This is a genomic window from Gilvimarinus algae (genome assembly GCF_030518215.1).
In the GTDB taxonomy this organism is placed as follows: domain Bacteria; phylum Pseudomonadota; class Gammaproteobacteria; order Pseudomonadales; family Cellvibrionaceae; genus Gilvimarinus; species Gilvimarinus algae.
Genome location: NZ_JAULRT010000052.1, coordinates 507,823 through 527,885, shown reverse-complemented (window position 1 = coordinate 527,885; position 20,063 = coordinate 507,823). Strand labels below are relative to the sequence as shown.

Genomic DNA, 20,063 nt, shown 5'->3' with positions numbered 1-20,063 from the left:
TACGCAATAGCTTTCAAGTAGACGGCGGCTCATAAGCTACACATTCTTCGGTGACGTTCACAGACTGGACGACCGGGTGAATGTTGATATCTGTTTCACCGGAATCAAAGTTAACTTGTGTGCTGTCAAAGACGTAATCCCAGCGAACAACAGTAAGAGCGCCCTCGCAAACCTTGATTTCATCAAAAAATTTCAGACCTTCCTGATCAACATCGGCCTCTTCCGGCACAGAAAAACTCAAGGTTTTTCCCTCGGCGTTAGTAGCAACAATGGGTTGCAAAAGCAAACGAACCTGGTCGAGGGTGCCGACCGGAACTGCTACTGGGGGTATAAACAAAGTTTTGCTCACTTCACCGGTATCTTCATTGATCATCTGGCGATCCGCTTCCAGTAAATTAATATCGTAAGATTCGGCAAGTACACTGATCTGTCCCAGCCCCTGATCATGAACTCGAACGTCGTCCAGTTGCGTGGTTAATGTCGTAAACAGTTCAGTCTCTACAGGAGGAAGCTCAAAGGCAATCCAACCGGTTGGGCCCTCATAAACGGTAGGCTCTTCTACACCTTCACCCTCGTCTACCTCCTCAACATCTGGACACGACGACTCAACACTGGCGATTTTCACCACAGGCTTGAGCATAAATTCGTCTTTGCCCTTGTTATATTTCAATGACTTCAAGGCATCGAAATCAAACACCAAATCCACTTCACCACCGGCACAAATATCAAAGGGCCGATTGACTTTCACGCTGCCACTGGGAACGAACACATCGTATTCCGACCCTTCACTTAGCACAGTACCATCGGTAACAGACAGCCTTAGCTGGGTGTATTTACCAGCCGGCAATTCCAGCTCCCCCATCAAAGTGGTTAAACCATTTTGGTAATCCAGCAAATCGAGGGTGCGTGGCGCGTTCAAAACGTTGAAAGGTGCCTCACCTGTAGCATGAACAGAAATGGCATCAATGGTGACAACGGCAGAGTCAATAGCCGGGTTAGGAGCATCGGTCAGGTGAACGCGCAACTGCGCGGTACCCGACTTAAGTGCATCGCCTGCAGCAGGAACCACCACCGCTTGAGTGCTCGGTGTAGCCAGCCCGGTTTCCGCGATAGGGTGCACCTGCTCAGTATTGGTATCTCCCGTATGCGCCCCGAGATTGTCACCACCACTGGAAGACGATCCCCCTCCGCCACAGGCAGTCAACGCCAAAGACGTGGTTAAGAACATACTCAAAGTGGTTTTCATGGCTATCCTCTTATGCTTGTCTTTAAAGCGGTTATTTTAATCAAAAGGATTCTAGCGACAGGTCGCCTATTTCACGTTTTCGCCGACGATATACGCTTAACCGAATCTATTGGGACACTCGTCACAAACCCTTATATCATCGAGACATAAAACGACGAATAAATAAAAAATAGGGAATAGCTGATACACCAACGCTAAGAATACCTACGTTGAAATTTAAGGAAGCGGGAACCTGGATCTGCAAGCTTGTGGCCAAGCTCGCCTGCGGGGAATCAGATGAATTGGCAGCGAACAGGTCGGCACCACAAAGGGGCGCCGACCCGAATATTGTCGCTTTGCCTCAATCAGTTTTGCAAAAGCGTCTGGGCCGCGTGAGTTAAAAACAAGTAGCGACTGCCCATAGGGATCACATACTCATTCTGCCCCCAGAAGAACGGCCAGTTGCTTTTGTTTTCGGGAAGATCCGGCGGCAGCACCAGTATGCCGGGAACCACACCGCCGGGAATGTAGGAGAAATCCGCGCGGTTGGCACCGTAGGCAGCCGTTTGCGACTCGGCGCCTACGCCCGACACAAAGGAGTAGTTGGAGTCCGGGTGCGTACCGAACAGATAACTCAAACTGCGATAGACCAGCTCTTTTTCAACAATCTCCGGGAAGGCTTTGTGCAACCAATAGTTGGTAATGCCAAAGCCCATGACCGCGCCATTGCCGGCCCAACCGCCACGGGTAATCGGCACGCCGTAGGGGTTTTCCTTTTCGAAGTCTTTGGCTCGCTCGCGGTAGGCACGCGCAAGCTGCTCAAGCGTTTCGGCGTAGCCATCGTCCATATAGGGTAGGGCGGCGACGAGCATGGCGACGTTCTCGCCATAAAACGCCTCTTTTACCTGATCCAAAAGCTCACTAACAGCCTGAGCGTAGCGCTGATCTTCGGTAGCGATCAGCAGCTCGACGGCGGCTTTGAGTTTTTCTTCTTCAATTTTACCGCCAGTGGTGTTACCAAAACGGTAAGTGTTGGGCTCGCGCCCGGCCTCAAATTCCCAGACTTTTTTCGCGGTCGCCAGGCTTTCGTCGGCCAGTTCGGCGTTCACCGGGCCGAGCACACGGCTGGCCGCGGCCAATGCTGCTGCCGAGCCGTAGTTAAGCGCAGTGGTGTTGGAGGTAAACGCCCAGCGATCGTCAAAGCGGCCGCTGTGATTGCCGTTATCTGGCATCAGGTCTTCATTGGCCGTCGGGTCTACTGTGGATGGCTCGTACATTTTACCCACACCCCGCTGAGCAGCATGAGGGTCCATGGCCGGGTCGTAAATCATGTTGTCGGTTTTCGTCGAGCCATCGCCCAGGTGCGGGTACTGGTAGAGGCGGCCGGCGACAATACCGGGTATGGCATGGCCGAACACACGGTGCTGAGCGATCAGCGCGAGGGTGCCATGCTCAATTTGCTGCAGTATGTCCTGCTTGCCGTCAGGCCGATTGATTTGGGTAAACTTTTTCGCCTGATCAACGGTCGTGTTGTCCCGCTCGATACCAAACTCTTCCACCGCGTGCACCAGCCCTTGAACCGTGTGGTACTGCGATTGGGTGCGGATGTCATAATCGCCCGCATCGTACCAGCCGCCGTAGTTCAGCCCGTCAATGTGCTCAAAGGGTTCAAACTCGGTGTCCAGCGCGTCGTCGTGGGCGTAGAGATCAAAATGCTCGTAGTTGGGTGGTGCCTGCAGGGCGTCATCCATATGCGAGAGCCCGTGCCAGACGCGATAGGCCTCGCGCACCAGCATATGATCCATTTGCACCGGAAAGAAAAAGTCCAGCGTCGGCTGCCAGGCCTTGGCAATCACATCGCTGTTAATGGGAAAGGCGCGTGTGGTTTGATCGCCATAGCGCAGTTGATACAAACCGGGCTCGCTCACACCAGAGAAATCAAAGGTTAAGTACTGGTAGCGCAGGTAATCACCCCAGGCCTCTGGCTTGCCTGATTGCACAACGTGAGTCTTGCCATTGGGGGTAATTTTCAAAAGCTCAACGCTCCCTTGCGCCGTGTCATTGGGGTCCAACTCAATTACTGCGCGCTTGGTCTGCTGTGGGTGGTAGCCCACCTGGGAATAACCAACCACCGGCTCGCGCACCCAGCCCGGAATGGCGTTAATATCGATGGTCCACTCCACCACCTTGCCGGTACGGTCGGCAGGGATCATATCGCGCACCACGTACCAACCGTTCTGCGCTTTGGTGCGCCCATCAAACAGCATCAGCTCGCCATCACCCAGGGTTTCGCGTATGGTCACCCGCCGCTCGGGGTTCTCTGGCGCCAGCACCAGGGTTTTCGCTGTGGCAAAAGGGGTGGGCTCCGTCAGCCCTTGGTCATTCATGATCATGCCGTCGGTGGTAGAAGCAGAGCGGGGGAACTGCCCGGGCTTGCCGTCGACAAGATAGCTTGAACTCCAGTACTCCGCCGGCACAAACTCCATATTAAAACCGGCCTGGCCCTCCAGCGCTTCGGGTAGCGGGCTGTCCAGGTGAACACCAACCACAACGCCATCTTCACTGGCGGTGGCTTTCACGCTGTAGCTGAAATCGTGCTCCGGATAGGCGAGCCTGGTGGTGATGGTGCCCGTTTCAGGGTCGACGTCGCGCTCCACGAACTGGCCCATACCGTCCCACTGCTCCGGGGTATGGAGTAAACGCACATCACCGTTGGTGGCGGTGCGCTCGCCGTGCTGGACAATCTCTATGCCAGCGGTCTTTGAGTCAAAAAACAAGCCGCCGGGCTTGCTGGAAAAGGCGAACACATCCACCGCCGCTGAATCAAAATATTCCTTATCGTTAAGCTGCAGGGCGGCCTGGGTATTGCCTTGCGGTTGGTTGGCACAAGCGGCAAGCAGGGTTGCGCCCGCCACAGCCGCGGCGAGCGGCCGCCAAAGAAATTGAGTGTGCATGGCTGACTCCTATTGTTATATGAGCTTTCGGTTGGCGCAGGTCTTATGATAGACGATGCCATATATTCATTATGACTATATGATGCATACGATAGCGCAAAACGTTTGAATAAGCGATACCCGCAGACTGACTTGTTCAGCCAGCCCAGAACCTTGATAGCTAAAAGGGCGGTGGAGAATGTAGCTAATCATTCAAGCTGTCAGGTTTTGTAAATTTTTATCGTTAAAATGTAAGCCTGCACATTGAATAACATCCAGGGAGAATCGTGGGGACAGTGAATTAATAATGGTTAGCACTGCTTTACACACTTGCGCAGTGTCGTTTTGTTCGACATTATACTGCCCGATTGTCAAGCGGACTGACTCTACAAACTCGAAAGGTTTAAAAACTCTTAAATAACAGCGAAGTTGTGCTGGTATGCACTTTTATTGGGGGAATAAATGAAACAACTTAGAGCGCTTGGGGTTGCTTACGCCCTGTCAATAATATCCGGGGCAGTTCTGGCAGCCCCCGGGGATCTGGACACGACCTTTAATGGTACCGGCTATTCAATTATCAACACGCCCAGCAATGCCGCACCAGATAATACTCAGGACTACGGGCATGCACTGACTCTTGACTCCAGTGGCAATATCATTGTAGCGGGAAACTCGGCTGATTTCGCCAGTTCGGACTTCATGCTCGCTCGTTTCACTTCCGCTGGCCTACCAGACCCTACCTTCGGCGGTGGCGATGGCTTTATTGTCGATGATTTCTCAGGGTTTGGCGACACCGCTTACGGAGTAGCCGTTGACGGCTCTGGCAACATCGCGGTGACTGGCAGGGTCAACTTGCGATTTGGCGTGCTCGATTTCGGCATCGCTCTGTATGATTCTAGCGGAAACCTGAATCCGGCTTTTAACGGAACCGGCCGCGTTACCATCGATTCAGGTACTGCCAACGATGAAGGTGACGACATTGCCTTTGACAGTGCTGGCCGAATAGTGGCCGCTGGTGACCTTAATGGCAACATGGCCGTGGTACGCTACAACCTTGATGGAACTCCGGACAACTCATTTGCTGGCACCGGTCAAGCGATTGCCCAGCCAGGCGATGCCGAAGCGATGGTCATTGATAGCGCAGGTAGAATTGTTGTCGCGGGGCGTCAGGGCAATAACTTTATATTGATTTCCCGCTTCAATGACAATGGTACTCTAGATGGTTCCTTTGGCTCGGGTGGTAATTTATCCATCAACTTGGGGGGAACCAATGCGCGCGCCGATTCGGTGACCGTGGATTCAAGCAATCGCATTATAGTTGCGGGCAACGCCAACCCAGGTTCTGGCGCCCAGTTTTATGCCGCGCGCTTTAATACCGATGGCACACTAGATACAAGCTTCAACGGCACGGGCTATCATATCGTCGATATTTCCGCTGGCTTCGATTCGGCCTATGCAGTTGAGGTTACCTCCACCGGGGAAATTGTGATTGCTGGGAATGCCGGCAGTAATACCGGCATTGTGAGCTTTAATGCCGATGGTACTCTGAATACCGATTTTGCTACTGGAGGGATTGCCAATGTGGATAAAACCGGCACAGGCCAACAGGATTGGTCTAACGACATGGTGCTGGACAGCTCTGACCGAATTGTGACAGCAGGTCAATTTTTTATCACAGGCCCACGCTACGGTTTGTTCGCCGCACGGTTTGAGCCCGCGGTCAGCGCCCCACCGCCACCTCCCGCCGCAGAAGCGGTTAGTTTACCCGCCAGCTCTTTGGTATCGATACTTTTGATGGGAACGCTGCTGCTTCTAGGCGGTTGTTTTGGTCTTCGTAGAAAACGCATTTAATCAAAAAATAGACAGACTTGGTGTCATCTCAAAATATAGACTTGACACCAAGTTTTCAGCGAATGCTTACCTGCGCAGCTCAGCGTTTAAAGATGTTTTACCAGCCTATAAATTGCAGGTTTTTCACTAAGCTTCAAGCTCCGATGACAGGACCAGCTTACCCGGTAACTGTATATAGTCACTTTCCAAACTACCCACCCTAAGATCTCCAGCACAGACTCTATAGCGCGTTCCTCAACGCAACTTTGCCTTTAGTTGAGTGGACTTTAGAGAGGACAACACCCACGGTATCCAAATAGTAATCGGTATAGGTGCGGTACTGACCGCGGGACCAGAGGACAACGGTGTGTTCTGCGTCGGCGACAATCATCGGCCGGATATTATGGCGCTGTGGATCATGGGTTAATGGCTGCCAGTCGATACGTTGAGTTGAGTCAGCCTCGCCAACCGACGCCATAAGGATTTGATGCTTACCACCAAGGGGCTCGCCAGTGCCCGGGTTTACATCCGTAGAAATCACCACCCGTGTCGGATCGGTCGGGTCGAGGCTGATCAACCCCGTGTAGCTCGCCTCGCGCTCGTACAGCCGGGTACCGGCGTGCGCTACTTCGCGGTCGACCCACCGTGCACCGTTCCATGAGGCGATGCGATAGCGCTGGTCCTCATTGCTCAAGTACAGCGAGTAGGCGATATGGGGCTGTCCCTCACTGTCAAACGCGATGGCGCTGGTCCAGGCACTTTTCTCTGCGCTCAAATCCACACTGCGAAAGCCGCCCTGACCACCGGCAAATATTTTTTCAGCTTCAGAGGGTTTCAGTGGGCCGTCAGCCTGCAGATTTTTTATGAATTCACCGTCCGCCGTATAAAAGCTGCCGTTGCGAAACTCGGCGTAGTAAATGCTTGTGCCGTAGTCGCGCGGATGCGCGTCGGTAAACGCGATGCCAATGGTGTGATTGCCGTTGCTCGCATAGCGGGCGTAGGGGCGGTGGCGCCCCTCGACTTCACTTTGAATAAAATGCTGCTCCTCTGCCCAACTTGTACCGTGATCGTCAGAGGTCACCATAGTGGGGTTCCACTCAACACCGCGATAAAAATTGTACAACTTGCCGTCTTCTAATGCGTAGAGGTTCATGTAGGTGACGGCATCATCGTAGTGATGGGTAAGCTCCTCGCCCCAGCTGAGATAATCTTCACTGCTCGACAGACGATAGTAATGGGTGTTTTCGGTACTGTGGCGCGCGTACATGCCCAGCACCCGACCATCGGGGCGCGCATAAAACACCGGAGAGTTATGATCGTCCCGGTCGAAGTGATTGTGTAATGTGGTTCTGCCTAAACGCGCGCCGGCTTCTAAGTCGTAGACGCCGACAGCCGCATCACCGCGGCCATTGCCCGCTACGCCGCCGACCAGCAATTTACCGTTATGAATAATCGCGCGAGGGTCCTGAAACCAGCACCAACCGCTGTTGTACATAAACGTCTTAATGTCGCTTAGGGGCGCGATTTCTGTCTGATCGCTCAATAGCTTGTACAGCTCACTGCCGGCGGCGAGAAATGCCCCGATGCCGTAGACCTCGGTGTAGTCCGGGAAGGAGTCTCCCGGCGCGGCGCCGACCGGCTGAACATACCCCAGAAGCCCTTGTTCCGTTACTGCTGCTGACAATGCCTGCCAGGCACGAAGAATCACGGGCTCGTAAGTGGCGCGATCGAGAATACCCTGGTTTACCCCCCAAGCCAGACCAAAAGTAAAGAAGGAGGTACCGCTGGTTTCCTTGATGGGATACCCCTTGGTGCCGCCCAAAAGCCCCATGGACCAGGTGCCGTCTTCACGTTGAATCTCTACCAGGCGAGCGGCCATTTTTTTGTATAGATCGATGTAAAAGGCCCGGCCTTCCCACTGCGGCGGCAAGTCGGGAATCATCAGTGCCAGGCCGCCAAACACCCAGCCATTACCGCGGGACCAGAAGATATCCTCGCCGTTTTTCTCACTCTGGGTAAAGTAGCTGGAGTCGCGCCAGAACAAGTGGTCTTTTTCACTCCAAAGCAAGTCGTAGGTGGCGTGGTATTCGCGGTCCATAAACTCAAGATATTTCGGGTCGCCGGTCACCTTTGCTAACCGTGCCCATACGGGCGGCGCCATAAACAGCGCGTCACTCCAGCCCCAGCGATCGTGCGCGTGAGTGTTTTCCGCTTCCCAGTCCAGAGTGCCGATTTTCGGGTTGGCCAGTATCCAGTCAAACTGCTCGCGTGTGGGCTCGAGCATGGCCGGATCGTTGAATTCTTCGTAGAGCGCCAGATAAAACTGGCCCACGGTGTGATCATCGGCGTGGTAGGGACGGTGGTGGAGCTTCCAGTCGTTGCGCTCGCCAATGGCGATCAGCCAGTCAGTGTACTTCTCGGGATTGTCCGCGACTTTTCGCCACTGATTCATGCCCGCGTAAAGCGCCCCATGGTGCCACTCCAAATCGTGGTACTGCTCGCGGTTCATCCAATCCGGCGGCACGCGGGGCAGGGCGCGATACTTTCCCTGCTCGTAAAAGTGGTCAATCTGCCAGTCTGCAACCTTTTTTGTCAGCGTCTTTACAGACTCGGCATCGGGCACAGCAGTGGGTGGCTCGTCAGGCGCTAACGTACAGGCGCTGAGGAGGAAAACCAGGCAAAGCAATTTCAGCTGTCGCATATCGCAACCTTTTGTTGGGGAGGTTCTTATTTGCGCCTGACAGCCCAAACCTGCATCAGGCAATTTATTAGTATTATATTACTTATTGTGCAGATGATTCACAAGTCCGCCGTACCCCAAAGCTCTCGCGCCCAAAAAAAGGAGATTCGGCCACTGGCACCCGCAAGGGATAAAGGCATAGCCATACCCCTTAGCTAACAGAGGCGTTGATAGAAATTGTGAACACCGGTGTAATTCGATAACATGCGCCACCTGTTTTTCTGCAATTAATTACCACAACAACAATTTGAAAAAGGACGTCTCCACGTGACCTCAGTTTTTGGCAGCTCCCGTCACTTGCTTGTTATCACTCTACTCACCTTTCTGTTAACGGCCTGCGGCGGCGGAGGCGGCGGTTCAAGCTCAGGCTCTGCGGCGCCAACACCGCAAGCTCAAGCCGAACTTTCTGCAGCGCAAAACCCTCTGCAGCTGGTGATGTTCCAGGAGCCATACAGCCTTGAGGTAAGCGGCGGCTCGGGCAGCGGCGCCTTGAGCTACAGCTCCAGCGACACGGCCGTGATCACCGTCGATGACGCCGGCACAATCACACCCGTGGCCGTGGGCAGCGCCGAAGTGTTGGTGGAAAAAGCGGCGGACAGCCAGTATCGCAGCGCCGAAACACGGGTTGCGGTAGAGGTCGTGCGCGCACCACAAGAGGCACTTGTGTTCGGCGACGATGAAACAAGCGTGTACATCGATGCCGAGCCTTTTACCAACCCCCTAAACGGCGGCAGCGGCACAGGTGAGGTGACTTATAGTTCATCTGACGCTAGCGTGATCACCGTGGATGCGCAAACCGGTCTGATTACCGTAGCAGGCGAGGGCAGCGCAGAAGTTCTGGCTCACAAGGCAGCAGACGAGCAGTACCTCGAAGCGCAAACCAGTTTCCGCGTGCAGATTGAAAAATATTTACAACAACCTTTAAGTTTCGAGCAGAGCCTTCTTGAAGCAGCGGTCACCACAAACGCGCCGGAAAATCCGCTCAGTGGCGGCTCGGGCTCTGGGGAGCTTGTCTTCACCTCCAGCGCGCCCGAGGTCGCCGAAGTGAATGCCGCCACCGGCAGCGTGAGCGCCATCAGTGCGGGCACGGCAGTAATCACGGCGGCCAAAGCCGGCGACGCGCTTTACCAAAGCGCCCAGGCCAGCTACGAGCTTGAGGCCTTTGATGTCGTTGGCGGGCTATCCATGGACTTGTCCGCCACCGATACCGCGATACACTGGGAGATCCAGCGCGGTACGATTGAGGTGATTCGCTCCACTTATTTTCGCTGCGACGCCGACAATTACCGCTCGTGCCGCGATGGCCGGCTAAACGCTTTTTACCAGGCGCCCAGCACCCCCCATATCGATACGCTCGCGCAACTCGACACCCTCGCGTACGTGCAGTTACAAAACGAAGACTACCGTTCAAGCACTGTTCGCGTGGAACCCTCTGCGACGCCCTTTGCCGCGTTAAAAGGTGTGGCGCTGATCGCCTTTAGTGACAAATTGTGGGCCTTCGGCGGCGTTATGGACCAATACAATATCGGTGATTACCGAGACCAAGCCTGGTCCTCTGTCGATGGCGTCAACTGGACCTTGGAAAAAGACGGCCTGGCGTTTGGCCCGCGTGCGTTTCATAAGATGACCGTGTTCAAGGACCACCTCTACCTGTTCGCTGGTGAGCAGGCTCACAGCAGCGGCGGAATACAATTGCGCTCAGACATCTGGCGCTCGGCCAATGGCACGGATTGGGAGCTGATAGAAGAATACTCGCCCATTGGTAACGAAGGAAAAGTGGTGATCTTTCAAGATCAGCTGTGGGCGGTTCAAAGCACCGCTTTTGGCAACTATGCTCCAGAAGTCTGGTCCAGCGCCGATGGCGAGCAGTGGACCAAGCAAGTCGCGATTGCGCCTTTTGGTAAGCGCAGCGGATACGCCTTGTATACCGACGGCGAGCGGCTGTTTTTAGCGGGCGGCTACGGCGAGGGTGGCAGCGACAATAGGCTCTTTGATATCTGGGTAAGCGCCGATGGTATTGAGTGGAACCAAGAGGTGGAGCAGGCCGCATTCGGGCAGCTTTGGGACGGTGTCGTCACACAAGTCGACGACATTTTCTACCTGTTTTTAGGCGACGGGCAAAACTCCTATTTAGATCGCTATTACTATCGCTCAAGCGATGGTCTGCAGTGGGAAGAAGTCGCCCTTACACCCCTGACCCGCGGAGGTCCGCCCAGCATTGCCCGCTATAAAGATCAGCTCTGGCTCCTGCCTTCCGGCTCAAACAACGCCGTCAACAACCCGGCCAGCAGTTTTATCTGGCGATCAAAAGACGCCGTTTCCTGGCGCACGCCAGTGGATCTATCCGGCCTCTTATGGGAACGGCGTCAGTGAGTCCGGTAAGGGCAGAATACGAATGCCCTTGCCGGGTTTCATCATGACCTTGACCAGATAGCGGTAGATGTCGCGATCCAACACCGCCGGTTCATCGCCGGTGGTGCCAAGCTCGTCCCAGTCGGGCTCACCCACGCCTTTCTGGGTGTGCAACAAACACCAGTTGTCCAGCACGAAAGCGGTGTAGGGCGCAGAATCCTTTTCGCCGCTGCGCTCCAGCAATACCACCGGTCCTGGGTAGGGCCAGGCTTTCAATGCCTGCTCGGCAAGGGCATCCATTAATGCGGTGTTGTGGTGCAACACTGACCAATCACCCGTGCATAGCCCTTTGCAGCGTTTAAGCTGGCGGCTCATGCAGGCGTTGCCCAAAGCCGCCGGAGTCACCACCACGTGATCACACAAACCCGCCGTCTTACCCACGCCCAACAGCAGTTCCCGCGCTTTCTTTTTTGACGGAAACAGACCGTACATGCGCCGTGAGCGACTGGCCTCGCGCGCATCGACAACCACCGGTCGCAACACCCCGTGTTCATCTTCCTCAAGCTGCAAAGTATAGAGGCTACTCAAGCGGCGCAAGCGGCGGTTGAACAGCGGCTGCTTTTGTTTAATCTCTTGCGACTCCAACAATAACGCACTTAATTCGCCCGTGGTTGGCGCGGCCTGTATATCGCGAATTTGCTGGCACAGGTTCATGGCTTTGGCGCTAACCCGGTCACCGGTAAAATGCGATAACACGCGCTTGCGAATGTCCACGCTTTTACCCACGTATAGCAGGCTGTTGTTTTCGCCGTAAAAATAATAGACGCCGGGGCCGCCCGGCAGCTGGTCCAAAATCGCAGGGTCCAAACCGGGCGGTAAGCTCGGCCTGCGCGTTTGCACCTGTACCGCCGCCATAACCGCCTCGGCCGGGCGATCTTGCGCCGCAAGGCAGAGAAACTGATAGGTCGCGCGGGCATCGGCCAGGGCGCGGTGGCGGCTATCGGCAGCGATACCAAAGCGCTGGATAATCGCCTCAAGGCCGTGACGTTTGTGCTCGGGGTAAAGGGCACGCGAGAGTTTTACCGTGCACAAGAGATCCAGTGACAGGGTAAAACCCAAATCGGCAAAGGCGTTGCGGATAAAGCCATAGTCAAAGCGCACGTTATGGGCGATAAAGGTTTTGCCCTCCAGCCGCTGAACAATTTCTTTGGCGACCTGGGCAAACAGCGGTGCCTCCGCCACCATCTCATCAGAAATACCAGTCAGACCCTGAATGCTGCGCGGAATCGGCATTTGCGGGTTGATTAAGGTGCTCCACTCGCGCACGCCCTGAGCATCCACCTCGACAATGCCAATCTCGGTGATGCGGTCGCGCGTCACGCTGCCGCCGGTGGTTTCGATATCGACAACCGCCAGCGGCCCATCCACACCCGGCAGGCGCAGCGGTTCAAACACATTTTCACTCACAGGCTTAAAGTACCCCGCTCAGCCACTTTACAAACTCGGGGTAGGGCAAGGCGCCGGCCTGCTGGGCAACGACGTCACCGGAGTGAAACACCATCAGTGTCGGAATGCTGCGAATACCAAACTGGGCCGAGGTGGCGCGAGCCCGCTCGGTATCCACCTTAATAAACCGGGCCACGGGCTCCAGGCTGGCCGCCTTGGCAAACCCAGGGGCAAAGGCTTTACAGGGGCCACACCAGTCGGCCCAAAAATCCACCACCAGCGGCAGCTGCTCTTTATCCAGCCAGCGCTGAAAACTGCTGTCGTCCGCCGCAATGGGCTGGCCGCTGAACAGGGGGCTCGCGCACTTACCGCACTTGGGGTGGTCGTTAAGTCGCTCCTGAGCCACGCGATTGGGCGTCAGGCAGTGGGCGCACAGCGTTTGAATGGCGCTCATGGAAATCTCCTGGCTGAGGTGAGGCTCCAATTGTACACGCTGCTCCGTAAGCGAGCGTCAACCGACCGCTAGGTGCCGATTAATAAGCTCAGAGCACTCAGCCTTTCGCGAGACATAGCCAATGTCTAAGTGCTAGATGAGTTGACCCCGAAACCTATTAATAATATTGTATTATATTATATTCATATATAAAAATTAGCTTGTGCATCTTCAGCAAGTTACTGAAAAACAAAGAAATAACGGTAGCGATGCCATTTTAAGCAATGTGTTATCAAGCCCCAACAACAGGAATTAGGCCCGTGTTCAGACTCATTTCAGCTCGTCAGTCCATACCCCTCTTACTGGTTTCCGCCCTGTGGCTGTCGGCTTGCCAGCAGAGCCCCAGGGCGCAAGGCCCCCAACAGGCTCAAAACGACTGGGAAAACCCCGCCGTGTTTGATCATGGCTCGCTGCCCGATCGCGCCCATTTTGCCTCTTATCCGAACACGGAGCAGGCGAGGGCGGGAGACGATCGCGCTTCCGGCCAGTATCACTCGCTCAACGGTCAATGGCATTTTAACTTTGTTGAGACACCCGCCCAGCGGCCTAAGAACTTTCATCACCCCGACACTGATGTGTCAGACTGGCCCCTGATAGCCGTACCCGCAAATTGGCAGCTGCAGGGTTACGATTATCCGATTTACCTTAACCACGGGTATGGCTTTCCCAAGAACAAGCCTTTTGCTCCCGAGTACAATCCCGTGGGTTCCTACCGGCGGGAGTTCAATGTAGCGGACGAATGGCAAGACAAACGCATTATTGTCCACTTTGGCTCGGTAAAATCCGCGTTCTACTTATGGGTGAACGGCGAACAAATCGGCTACAGCGAAGATGGCAAACTGCCGGCGGAGTTTGATATTACACACGCTGTAAAACCGGGAAAAAACACCATGGCCGTTCAGGTTTTTCGCTGGAGCGATGGCAGCTATCTCGAAGACCAGGACATGTGGCGCATGAGCGGTATTCAACGGGATGTCTTTCTGCAAGTGGTGCCCAAGGCGCAGCTTTGGGATTTCCACGCCGACGCCTCACTCATTAATGACTATCGCGATGGAAAGCTCGATCTTGCCGTCGAGCTGACGAACACGGCTGGCCAAGCTCGCAATCTAACGCTTGAGGTAACACTCTATGAAGGTGATGAAACCGTGTGGCAAACCGAGCAGAGCGCAAGGGTTAGCGCCGGGGAGCAAAAGCGCCTGAGGTTTCATCAAACCCTTGAGAACGTAAAAGCTTGGTCCGCTGAGGTACCCAACCTCTATGAGTTGGAGTTGACCTTGCGTCAGGAGGGCGACGAGAATCAGGTGGTGCGTCAGGGCATCGGTTTTCGCAACGTAGCCATTGAAGGTGGCCTATTACTGGTCAATGGCAAGCCCGTGATCATTAAAGGCGTTAACCGACACGAGCATGTGCCTACTACCGGGCAAGTCGTGGATCGCGCCAGCATGCTCAAAGATATTGAGCTGATGAAACGCAACAACATCAATACGGTGCGGGCGGCTCATTATCCCAACGATCCCTATTGGTATCAGTTGTGCGATCGCTACGGTTTGTACGTCATCGACGAGGCCAACATTGAATCTCACGGCTATGGTTTTGAGCAAGAGGGGCTTGGAAATGACCCCCAGTTTAAAGCCGCTATTCTCGACCGCGTACACGGAATGATTGCTCGTGACAAAAACCATCCTTCTATTATTTCCTGGTCACTCGGCAACGAAATTGGCCCAGGCCCCAATATTCTGGCGGCCTACAATCTGGCCAAATCGATGGATGATAACCGTATCGTCCAGTATGAAACCCGAGCCTCCTGGTACAAGAAAAAGCTCACGGATGTGGTGGGGTGGATGTACGCCAATCGCGAAGAGATTCGCGACCAATACCTGGGCAACTACCCAGATCAACCCTTCATCTGGGTAGAATACGCGCACACCATGGGCAACAGCGGCGGCAACTTAAAAGAGCTCTGGGACTTTGTCTATGAACACCCGCAGGTACAAGGCGGCAGTATTTGGGATTGGGTAGATCAGGGGCTGTATAAAACCGACGATGAAGGCAACCAGTACCTGGCCTATGGTGGCGACTTTGCACCCGAGGGAACCCCGAATGCAAGCAACTACCTAGCCAATGGATTGATCGGCGCCGATCGTGAACCTCATCCAGTGCTGTTTGAGGTAAAAAAGCTTTATCAAAATATCGACGTCAAAAAAATTGATATTGACCGCTACCGCATCTTCAACCGCCACTTCTTTCGCGATTTGAGTCACGTATCGGTTCACTGGGCCTTACTCGAAGACGGCCACACAGTGGCACAAGAACAGCTACCCACGCTGGACACTTCGCCACAAAGCAGTACAGAAATCAGCATCAAAAAACTCAACAGTTACGCGTACAAACCAAACGCAGAGTACGTGGTCAACATTATTTTCATACTGCAAGAAACGCAAGGGCTGGTGCCTGCCGGGCACACCCTGGCCAGCGAACAGTTTATATTGAGCGCGCCGCCCTCTGAACATTCCCTCAATCCTGCGTCATCGCTCAGCGTAGAGCAAAGCGACACCCAACTTCTGGTAACAAGCGGTAGTACACGTTTAGGCTTTGATACAACCACCGGAAGGTTGAGCAGCTACCAAGTGGATGAGACCAAGCTGCTTAAAAGTGGGCTGGTACCGAATTTTTGGCGCGCTATGACCGATAAGGATAACGGCAACCGTCTTTGGGAAAAATCCGGCGCCTTTTATAAGAACGCCGGGGAGCGCGCTCGGGTCCGCCACTTTGAACTAACGCAGGAGTCCGACTTTGTCACCGCGACCTTTGACCTGCACTTTCCCACGCTCAACAGTGAAGGGCGCATCGTGTATCGCGTGGGTGAGGAGGGCGCTCTAGAGGTGACTTACTCTGCCGAGCTGGCCAAGACACTGCCCGAGATGCCGCGCTTTGGTTTGCAAATGCACCTCCCGAAAGGGTTTGATCAGGTACGCTGGTATGGGCGCGGCCCCTGGGAGAACTATCAAGACCGCAAATACGCCGCCGACTTGGGAATTTATCACTCCAGCGTCGCCGATTTTTACACGCCTTATATTCGCCCGCAGGAGAACGGCAACCGCAGCGACACACGCTGGCTGGAGATCCGCAACGCCGATGGTGTTGGCCTTGAGGTGATCGGTGAGCCGCAGTTTGATTTTACGGCCCATCACAACACCGTGGAGGACTTCGATTACCCGAAAGTCGGGGCAAACCGCCACGCCAGCGATATTACGCCGCGCCCGTTAACCGAGCTGAACCTGGATCTGCGCCAGCGCGGTGTCGGCGGCGATAACAGCTGGGGCGCCACCCCTTACGAACCCTACCGCCTGCTGCCTGAAAAGCAGCAGGATTACCAGCTCAAGCTGCAGCTTCGGCCCCTGCGCCCCTAATCTCTCGGCGCCCCGCGGCTCAAATCGGGGGCGCACTCTTGCTCATCCGTACAATCTCCCGGACGAATAGGCAAGAACTCTCCCGTTTTATGGCTGCCCCAAGCCACAGCTCACACGCATAATGGTTTTATACCCGGATACCGGGATTGCACGGTCTGTCAAACCTGAGGAGTGAACCATGGGCCAGAACATCAAAGGTAAGGTTGTTGTCATCACCGGCGCCAGTAGCGGCCTTGGCGAGGCCACTGCCCGTCATTTATCGACTCTGGGTGCAAGGCTGATTTTGGGCGCCAGACGCCTGGAGCGCATTGAGGCGCTGGCAAGCGAACTCCATGCAGCCGGTGGTAGCGCATTGGCAGTAAAAACTGACGTGACCAATCGCACAGAGGTTGAGGCACTGGTGCAAGCCGCCATCGACGCCTACGGCCAAGTGGATGTGATACTCAATAATGCGGGCATCATGCCGCAGGCACCACTGGAAAAGCGGCAAGTGGACGAGTGGGATCGGCAGATTGATGTCAATATCAAGGGGGTTCTTTACGGCATCGCCGCTGTACTGCCGCATATGCAAGCACGTAAATCCGGCCACATCATTAATGTCTCTTCTGTTGCCGGCCATAAAGTCTTGCCGCCCGGCACCGTCTATTGCGCAACCAAGCATGCGGTGCGGGCCCTATCTGAAGGCCTGCGCATGGAAATGACACCCTACAATATCCGTAGCACTATTGTTTCCCCCGGTGCAGTGGCTACGGAGCTGAACAACTCCATTTCAGACCCCGAGGTCGCCGAAGGCATGAAAGCTTTTTACCAACAAGTCGCTATCCCCGCCGACTCTTTTGCGCGCGCGGTTGCGTTTGCCATTGAGCAGCCGGCGGATGTGGACATCAACGAAATTCTGTTTCGCCCTACAGCGCAAGAGGTTTAGCGAAAGGTCGCAACCGGCCATAAGTAACGCTATCTTTTGATACTCACGTATTGGTATCTCTTACTACCACCTGACCAACGCAGGAGACGACGATGAAACGAGCACTCACTACAGCGCTTTTAATCGCACTGAGCACCAGTGCCGGAGTCTGGGCCGAGGAAAAAACGGCTGCACAAATGACCATTCAACGCAACGGCGAGCAAGCCTCCATGACCGGCCCGGAACAGCTCTTCACCGGCGCCGCCCGTATTGATCCACTGTTTGGCGGAGAACACCAGAAAAACGCCTCGGCCGCTTATGTCACCTTTGAGCCAGGCGCGCGCTCCAACTGGCACACGCACCCGGGCGGACAATTTTTGGTGGTTACCTCGGGCGTCGGCTGGGTGCAGCAAGAGGGCAGAAACATTGAAGTCATAAAACCCGGCGACTTGGTCTGGACGCCACCGGGGGTTCGTCACTGGCACGGTGCCAGCGACTCTGTGGGCATGACCCATATGGCCATTCAATTTTACGCAGAAGGCGAGGTGGTCGACTGGCAGGAGGCTGTTACGGACGCACAATACCAACATTGAAAGCGACTACGGCGTTTTGTCACGGACGACGTAACCCCTTATCAGCCACCCGGAGAGGAATTAGGCATGAAGGTATCCGTCATGACCGGCGACCACCAATGGACCATTACCCTTATCGATAGTCCGACAGCCCGCGATTTTTTCAATCGCTTGCCCATTGCGCTGACACTGGAAGATTTTGCCGGCAAGGAAAAAATCGCCAAGTTGCCTGAACCGCTGACGCTTGCCGAGGCTCCGGCAGGTACGACCGCCCAGGCAGGGGATCTGGCGTACTACGCACCCTGGGGCAACCTTGCGATTTTTTATCAAAATTCGGGCTACGCGCGTGGCTTGATTCCGCTCGGCCACTTTGAGCAAGACCTGGCGCCGCTGCTAAACGCCGGCTCCGCGATCATCGAGATAAAAATGATCAGCAAGTGATCGCCAAAAACCGCTCAAGGGCAGCCACTTGATGTATTTCAGGGGCTGCCCGGATACCTTCACACAAACGCGCGATACGTAAAGTCAGACAAAGCTACGCGGCCTGCACCGCAGCAGTAGAGCCCGACACGCAAACTCAAGAAACCGCCAAACACGTTGTGATGAATACCCGAGACTTCCATACGCGTTGGGTGCGTACGCCAGCTTTTACCGTCATCGTGGGAGTACTGGTAGGTAATGACGTTTTTATCGTTGATTAAGCGCACGCGCACGGAGCGCGACGGAATCTGAACACGCGCCCAGGGGTGCTCTTCAGCGTACTGGTAATTTTTGACCGCCTCTGGGGTAAAGCCAAGCCCGACGAAAGCTTTGTGGTTGTAAAAGAGTAAAATGCCGGCCTCGCCAGCCCCCTGTAGATCCAGGCTGACCTCCACCTCGTAAGCGCGGTCCGCCGGGAAACACGTCATTGGAGAAGTATCCGCCGGCGAGGTGCCATCGGCGGTTAACCACAAGCGGTTATCGGTATAGCGCACCCGCTCGTCCACGGACACCTTGGGGCTGTCGAAACTCCACTGAATACCAATTTTGTTTTGGCTAAAATCATCCGACAGTGCAAAACCCACTGGCGGTTTTTGCTCGACAGCCGGTCGTCCCGGTGCCGGTAATGGTTGCGACAAGTCACCACCAAGGGCCTTAAACCAGCCGTCTTCCGTCCACTCAATGGGCTCGAGCAAGGTCTGGCGCCCGAGGGTCCGATAGCCGTTTTCATAACCGTGGTACACCATCCACCAATCGCCACTTGGTCCTTCAATCAACGTGGCGTGACCCCGAGACCACCAGGGCTCGGCCTCCGATAAGCTGCGCACCAGCGGGTTGTGCGGGCAGTGCTCCCAAGGGCCGTGAATTGAGCGCGAGCGCGCGGCAATCACCATATGCCCGGTCACCGGACCCGCAGTACCGCCCACTGCGGTTACCAGATAAAAGTACTCCCCGCGGCGCAGCAGCTTGGGCCCCTCCGGCGCGAAGTTTTCAGTGATCCAATGATCCGGATAACGCCAGGGGGAGTAAGCCGGCTGCAGCTCGCCGTCAGTGGCCAGGCCGTCGTCAGTCAATCGCATTTTGCGAATTCCGTTCACAAACAAATAGCGCTTGCCGTCTTCGCCCACCGCATGACCGGGATCAATACAGCCATCGAGCTTCAAATCGACCGGATCGCTCCAGGGACCACGAATATCATCGGCCCAGATCACATACGTGCCCCAGCCTTTGCCCGGTGGCAGGGCCGGAATATAGACGTAGTAGCGATCCCCGTGCTTACACAGATCCAGCGCCCACACGGTGCCAATGTTTTTGCTCAGTGCTGCGGTAATGGGCGTCCAGTTCAGTAAATCTGTGGAGTGCCAAATGACAATGCCCGGGTAGGCGTTGAACGACGAAAACGTCATGTAGTAGTCGTCGCCGTCTTTTAAAATAGTCGGGTCTGGGTGATCGCCGGAGACAATGGGGTTGAGAAACAAGCCATTTCCCAAATTGGCAATACGTTGCCCCTCGACGCCACTGGCGTGCTTGGGTGCGGGCGGCGGACAGGGCTGGCTGCCAGCAGCGCCGGCCAGGGCAGGGGTGGCCGCCCCGGCCAGGGCGGCTTTGAAGAGGGTACGTCGTGTAGAATTGATCATGTCAGGCTCTTATGCATCTATTTTCATATATAAAAACAGAT

12 protein-coding genes are annotated in these 20,063 nt (G+C 55.0%); 6 read left to right on the top strand and 6 right to left on the bottom strand.

The window, feature by feature from the left end:
- Positions 1–13: 13 nt before the first annotated feature.
- Together QWI16_RS09675 and QWI16_RS09670 are read right to left on the bottom strand one after the other, a co-directional pair.
- On the bottom strand, positions 14–1,246 hold the full coding sequence (locus QWI16_RS09675; protein WP_302712701.1) for a DUF4382 domain-containing protein: 1,233 nt from the start codon (positions 1,244–1,246) through the stop codon (positions 14–16).
- Between the two features lie 344 nt (positions 1,247–1,590).
- Complete coding sequence (locus QWI16_RS09670; RefSeq protein ID WP_302712699.1) at positions 1,591–4,179, bottom strand: glycoside hydrolase family 9 protein; 2,589 nt, start codon at positions 4,177–4,179, stop codon at positions 1,591–1,593.
- Between the two features lie 441 nt (positions 4,180–4,620).
- Between QWI16_RS09670 and QWI16_RS09665 the strand changes: the two genes are divergently transcribed.
- Positions 4,621–6,009: a delta-60 repeat domain-containing protein gene (locus tag QWI16_RS09665; protein ID WP_302712698.1), complete on the top strand. Its 1,389-nt coding sequence runs from the start codon at positions 4,621–4,623 to the stop codon at positions 6,007–6,009.
- A 220-nt stretch (positions 6,010–6,229) separates the two neighbouring features.
- Here QWI16_RS09665 and QWI16_RS09660 read toward each other — a convergent pair whose 3' ends face one another.
- The gene (locus QWI16_RS09660; protein ID WP_302712697.1) at positions 6,230–8,689 is read right to left on the bottom strand and encodes a glycoside hydrolase family 88 protein; all 2,460 of its coding nucleotides are present in this window, start codon (positions 8,687–8,689) and stop codon (positions 6,230–6,232) included.
- A 306-nt stretch (positions 8,690–8,995) separates the two neighbouring features.
- Here QWI16_RS09660 and QWI16_RS09655 point away from each other — a divergent pair, with 306 nt between their 5' ends.
- Positions 8,996–11,101 carry a DUF6242 domain-containing protein gene (locus QWI16_RS09655; RefSeq protein WP_302712696.1) on the top strand — a complete coding sequence of 702 codons (2,106 nt, stop codon included), beginning with the start codon at positions 8,996–8,998 and terminating at the stop codon, positions 11,099–11,101.
- Here QWI16_RS09655 and QWI16_RS09650 read toward each other — a convergent pair.
- Entirely contained in the window at positions 11,081–12,547 is a 1,467-nt protein-coding gene (locus QWI16_RS09650; RefSeq protein WP_302712694.1) for an exonuclease domain-containing protein, read from the bottom strand. The two genes, QWI16_RS09655 and QWI16_RS09650, sit on opposite strands and share 21 nt — an antisense overlap.
- Before the next feature lie 4 nt (positions 12,548–12,551).
- Complete coding sequence (gene trxC / locus QWI16_RS09645; protein ID WP_302712693.1) at positions 12,552–12,980, bottom strand: thioredoxin TrxC; 429 nt, start codon at positions 12,978–12,980, stop codon at positions 12,552–12,554.
- A 299-nt stretch (positions 12,981–13,279) separates the two neighbouring features.
- Here trxC and lacZ point away from each other — a divergent pair, with 299 nt between their 5' ends.
- The 4 genes from lacZ (at position 13,280) to QWI16_RS09625 (ending at position 18,346) form a co-directional block, all read left to right on the top strand.
- Entirely contained in the window at positions 13,280–16,429 is a 3,150-nt protein-coding gene (gene lacZ / locus QWI16_RS09640; RefSeq protein WP_302712692.1) for a beta-galactosidase, LacZ type, read from the top strand.
- Positions 16,430–16,607: 178 nt separating this feature from the next.
- Positions 16,608–17,354 (top strand): SDR family oxidoreductase, encoded by a 747-nt coding sequence (locus QWI16_RS09635; protein WP_302712690.1) that lies wholly within the window; start codon positions 16,608–16,610, stop codon positions 17,352–17,354.
- Positions 17,355–17,446: 92 nt separating this feature from the next.
- Positions 17,447–17,926, top strand: coding sequence for a (R)-mandelonitrile lyase (locus QWI16_RS09630; protein ID WP_302712688.1), 480 nt, complete (start codon positions 17,447–17,449; stop codon positions 17,924–17,926).
- Positions 17,927–17,992: 66 nt separating this feature from the next.
- On the top strand, positions 17,993–18,346 hold the full coding sequence (locus QWI16_RS09625; RefSeq protein WP_302712686.1) for a cyclophilin-like fold protein: 354 nt from the start codon (positions 17,993–17,995) through the stop codon (positions 18,344–18,346).
- Between the two features lie 59 nt (positions 18,347–18,405).
- Here QWI16_RS09625 and QWI16_RS09620 read toward each other — a convergent pair whose 3' ends face one another.
- The gene (locus QWI16_RS09620; RefSeq protein ID WP_302712684.1) at positions 18,406–20,022 is read right to left on the bottom strand and encodes a family 43 glycosylhydrolase; all 1,617 of its coding nucleotides are present in this window, start codon (positions 20,020–20,022) and stop codon (positions 18,406–18,408) included.
- Between the last annotated feature and the right edge of the window lie 41 nt (positions 20,023–20,063).

Coding starts and splice junctions, on each gene's coding strand:
- QWI16_RS09675 (WP_302712701.1), bottom strand. CDS start 1,246: ATGAAAACCACTTTGAGTATGTTCTTAACCACGTCTTTGGCGTTGACT.
- QWI16_RS09670 (WP_302712699.1), bottom strand. CDS start 4,179: ATGCACACTCAATTTCTTTGGCGGCCGCTCGCCGCGGCTGTGGCGGGC.
- QWI16_RS09665 (WP_302712698.1), top strand. CDS start 4,621: ATGAAACAACTTAGAGCGCTTGGGGTTGCTTACGCCCTGTCAATAATA.
- QWI16_RS09660 (WP_302712697.1), bottom strand. CDS start 8,689: ATGCGACAGCTGAAATTGCTTTGCCTGGTTTTCCTCCTCAGCGCCTGT.
- trxC (WP_302712693.1), bottom strand. CDS start 12,980: ATGAGCGCCATTCAAACGCTGTGCGCCCACTGCCTGACGCCCAATCGC.
- QWI16_RS09635 (WP_302712690.1), top strand. CDS start 16,608: ATGGGCCAGAACATCAAAGGTAAGGTTGTTGTCATCACCGGCGCCAGT.
- QWI16_RS09630 (WP_302712688.1), top strand. CDS start 17,447: ATGAAACGAGCACTCACTACAGCGCTTTTAATCGCACTGAGCACCAGT.
- QWI16_RS09625 (WP_302712686.1), top strand. CDS start 17,993: ATGAAGGTATCCGTCATGACCGGCGACCACCAATGGACCATTACCCTT.
- QWI16_RS09620 (WP_302712684.1), bottom strand. CDS start 20,022: ATGATCAATTCTACACGACGTACCCTCTTCAAAGCCGCCCTGGCCGGG.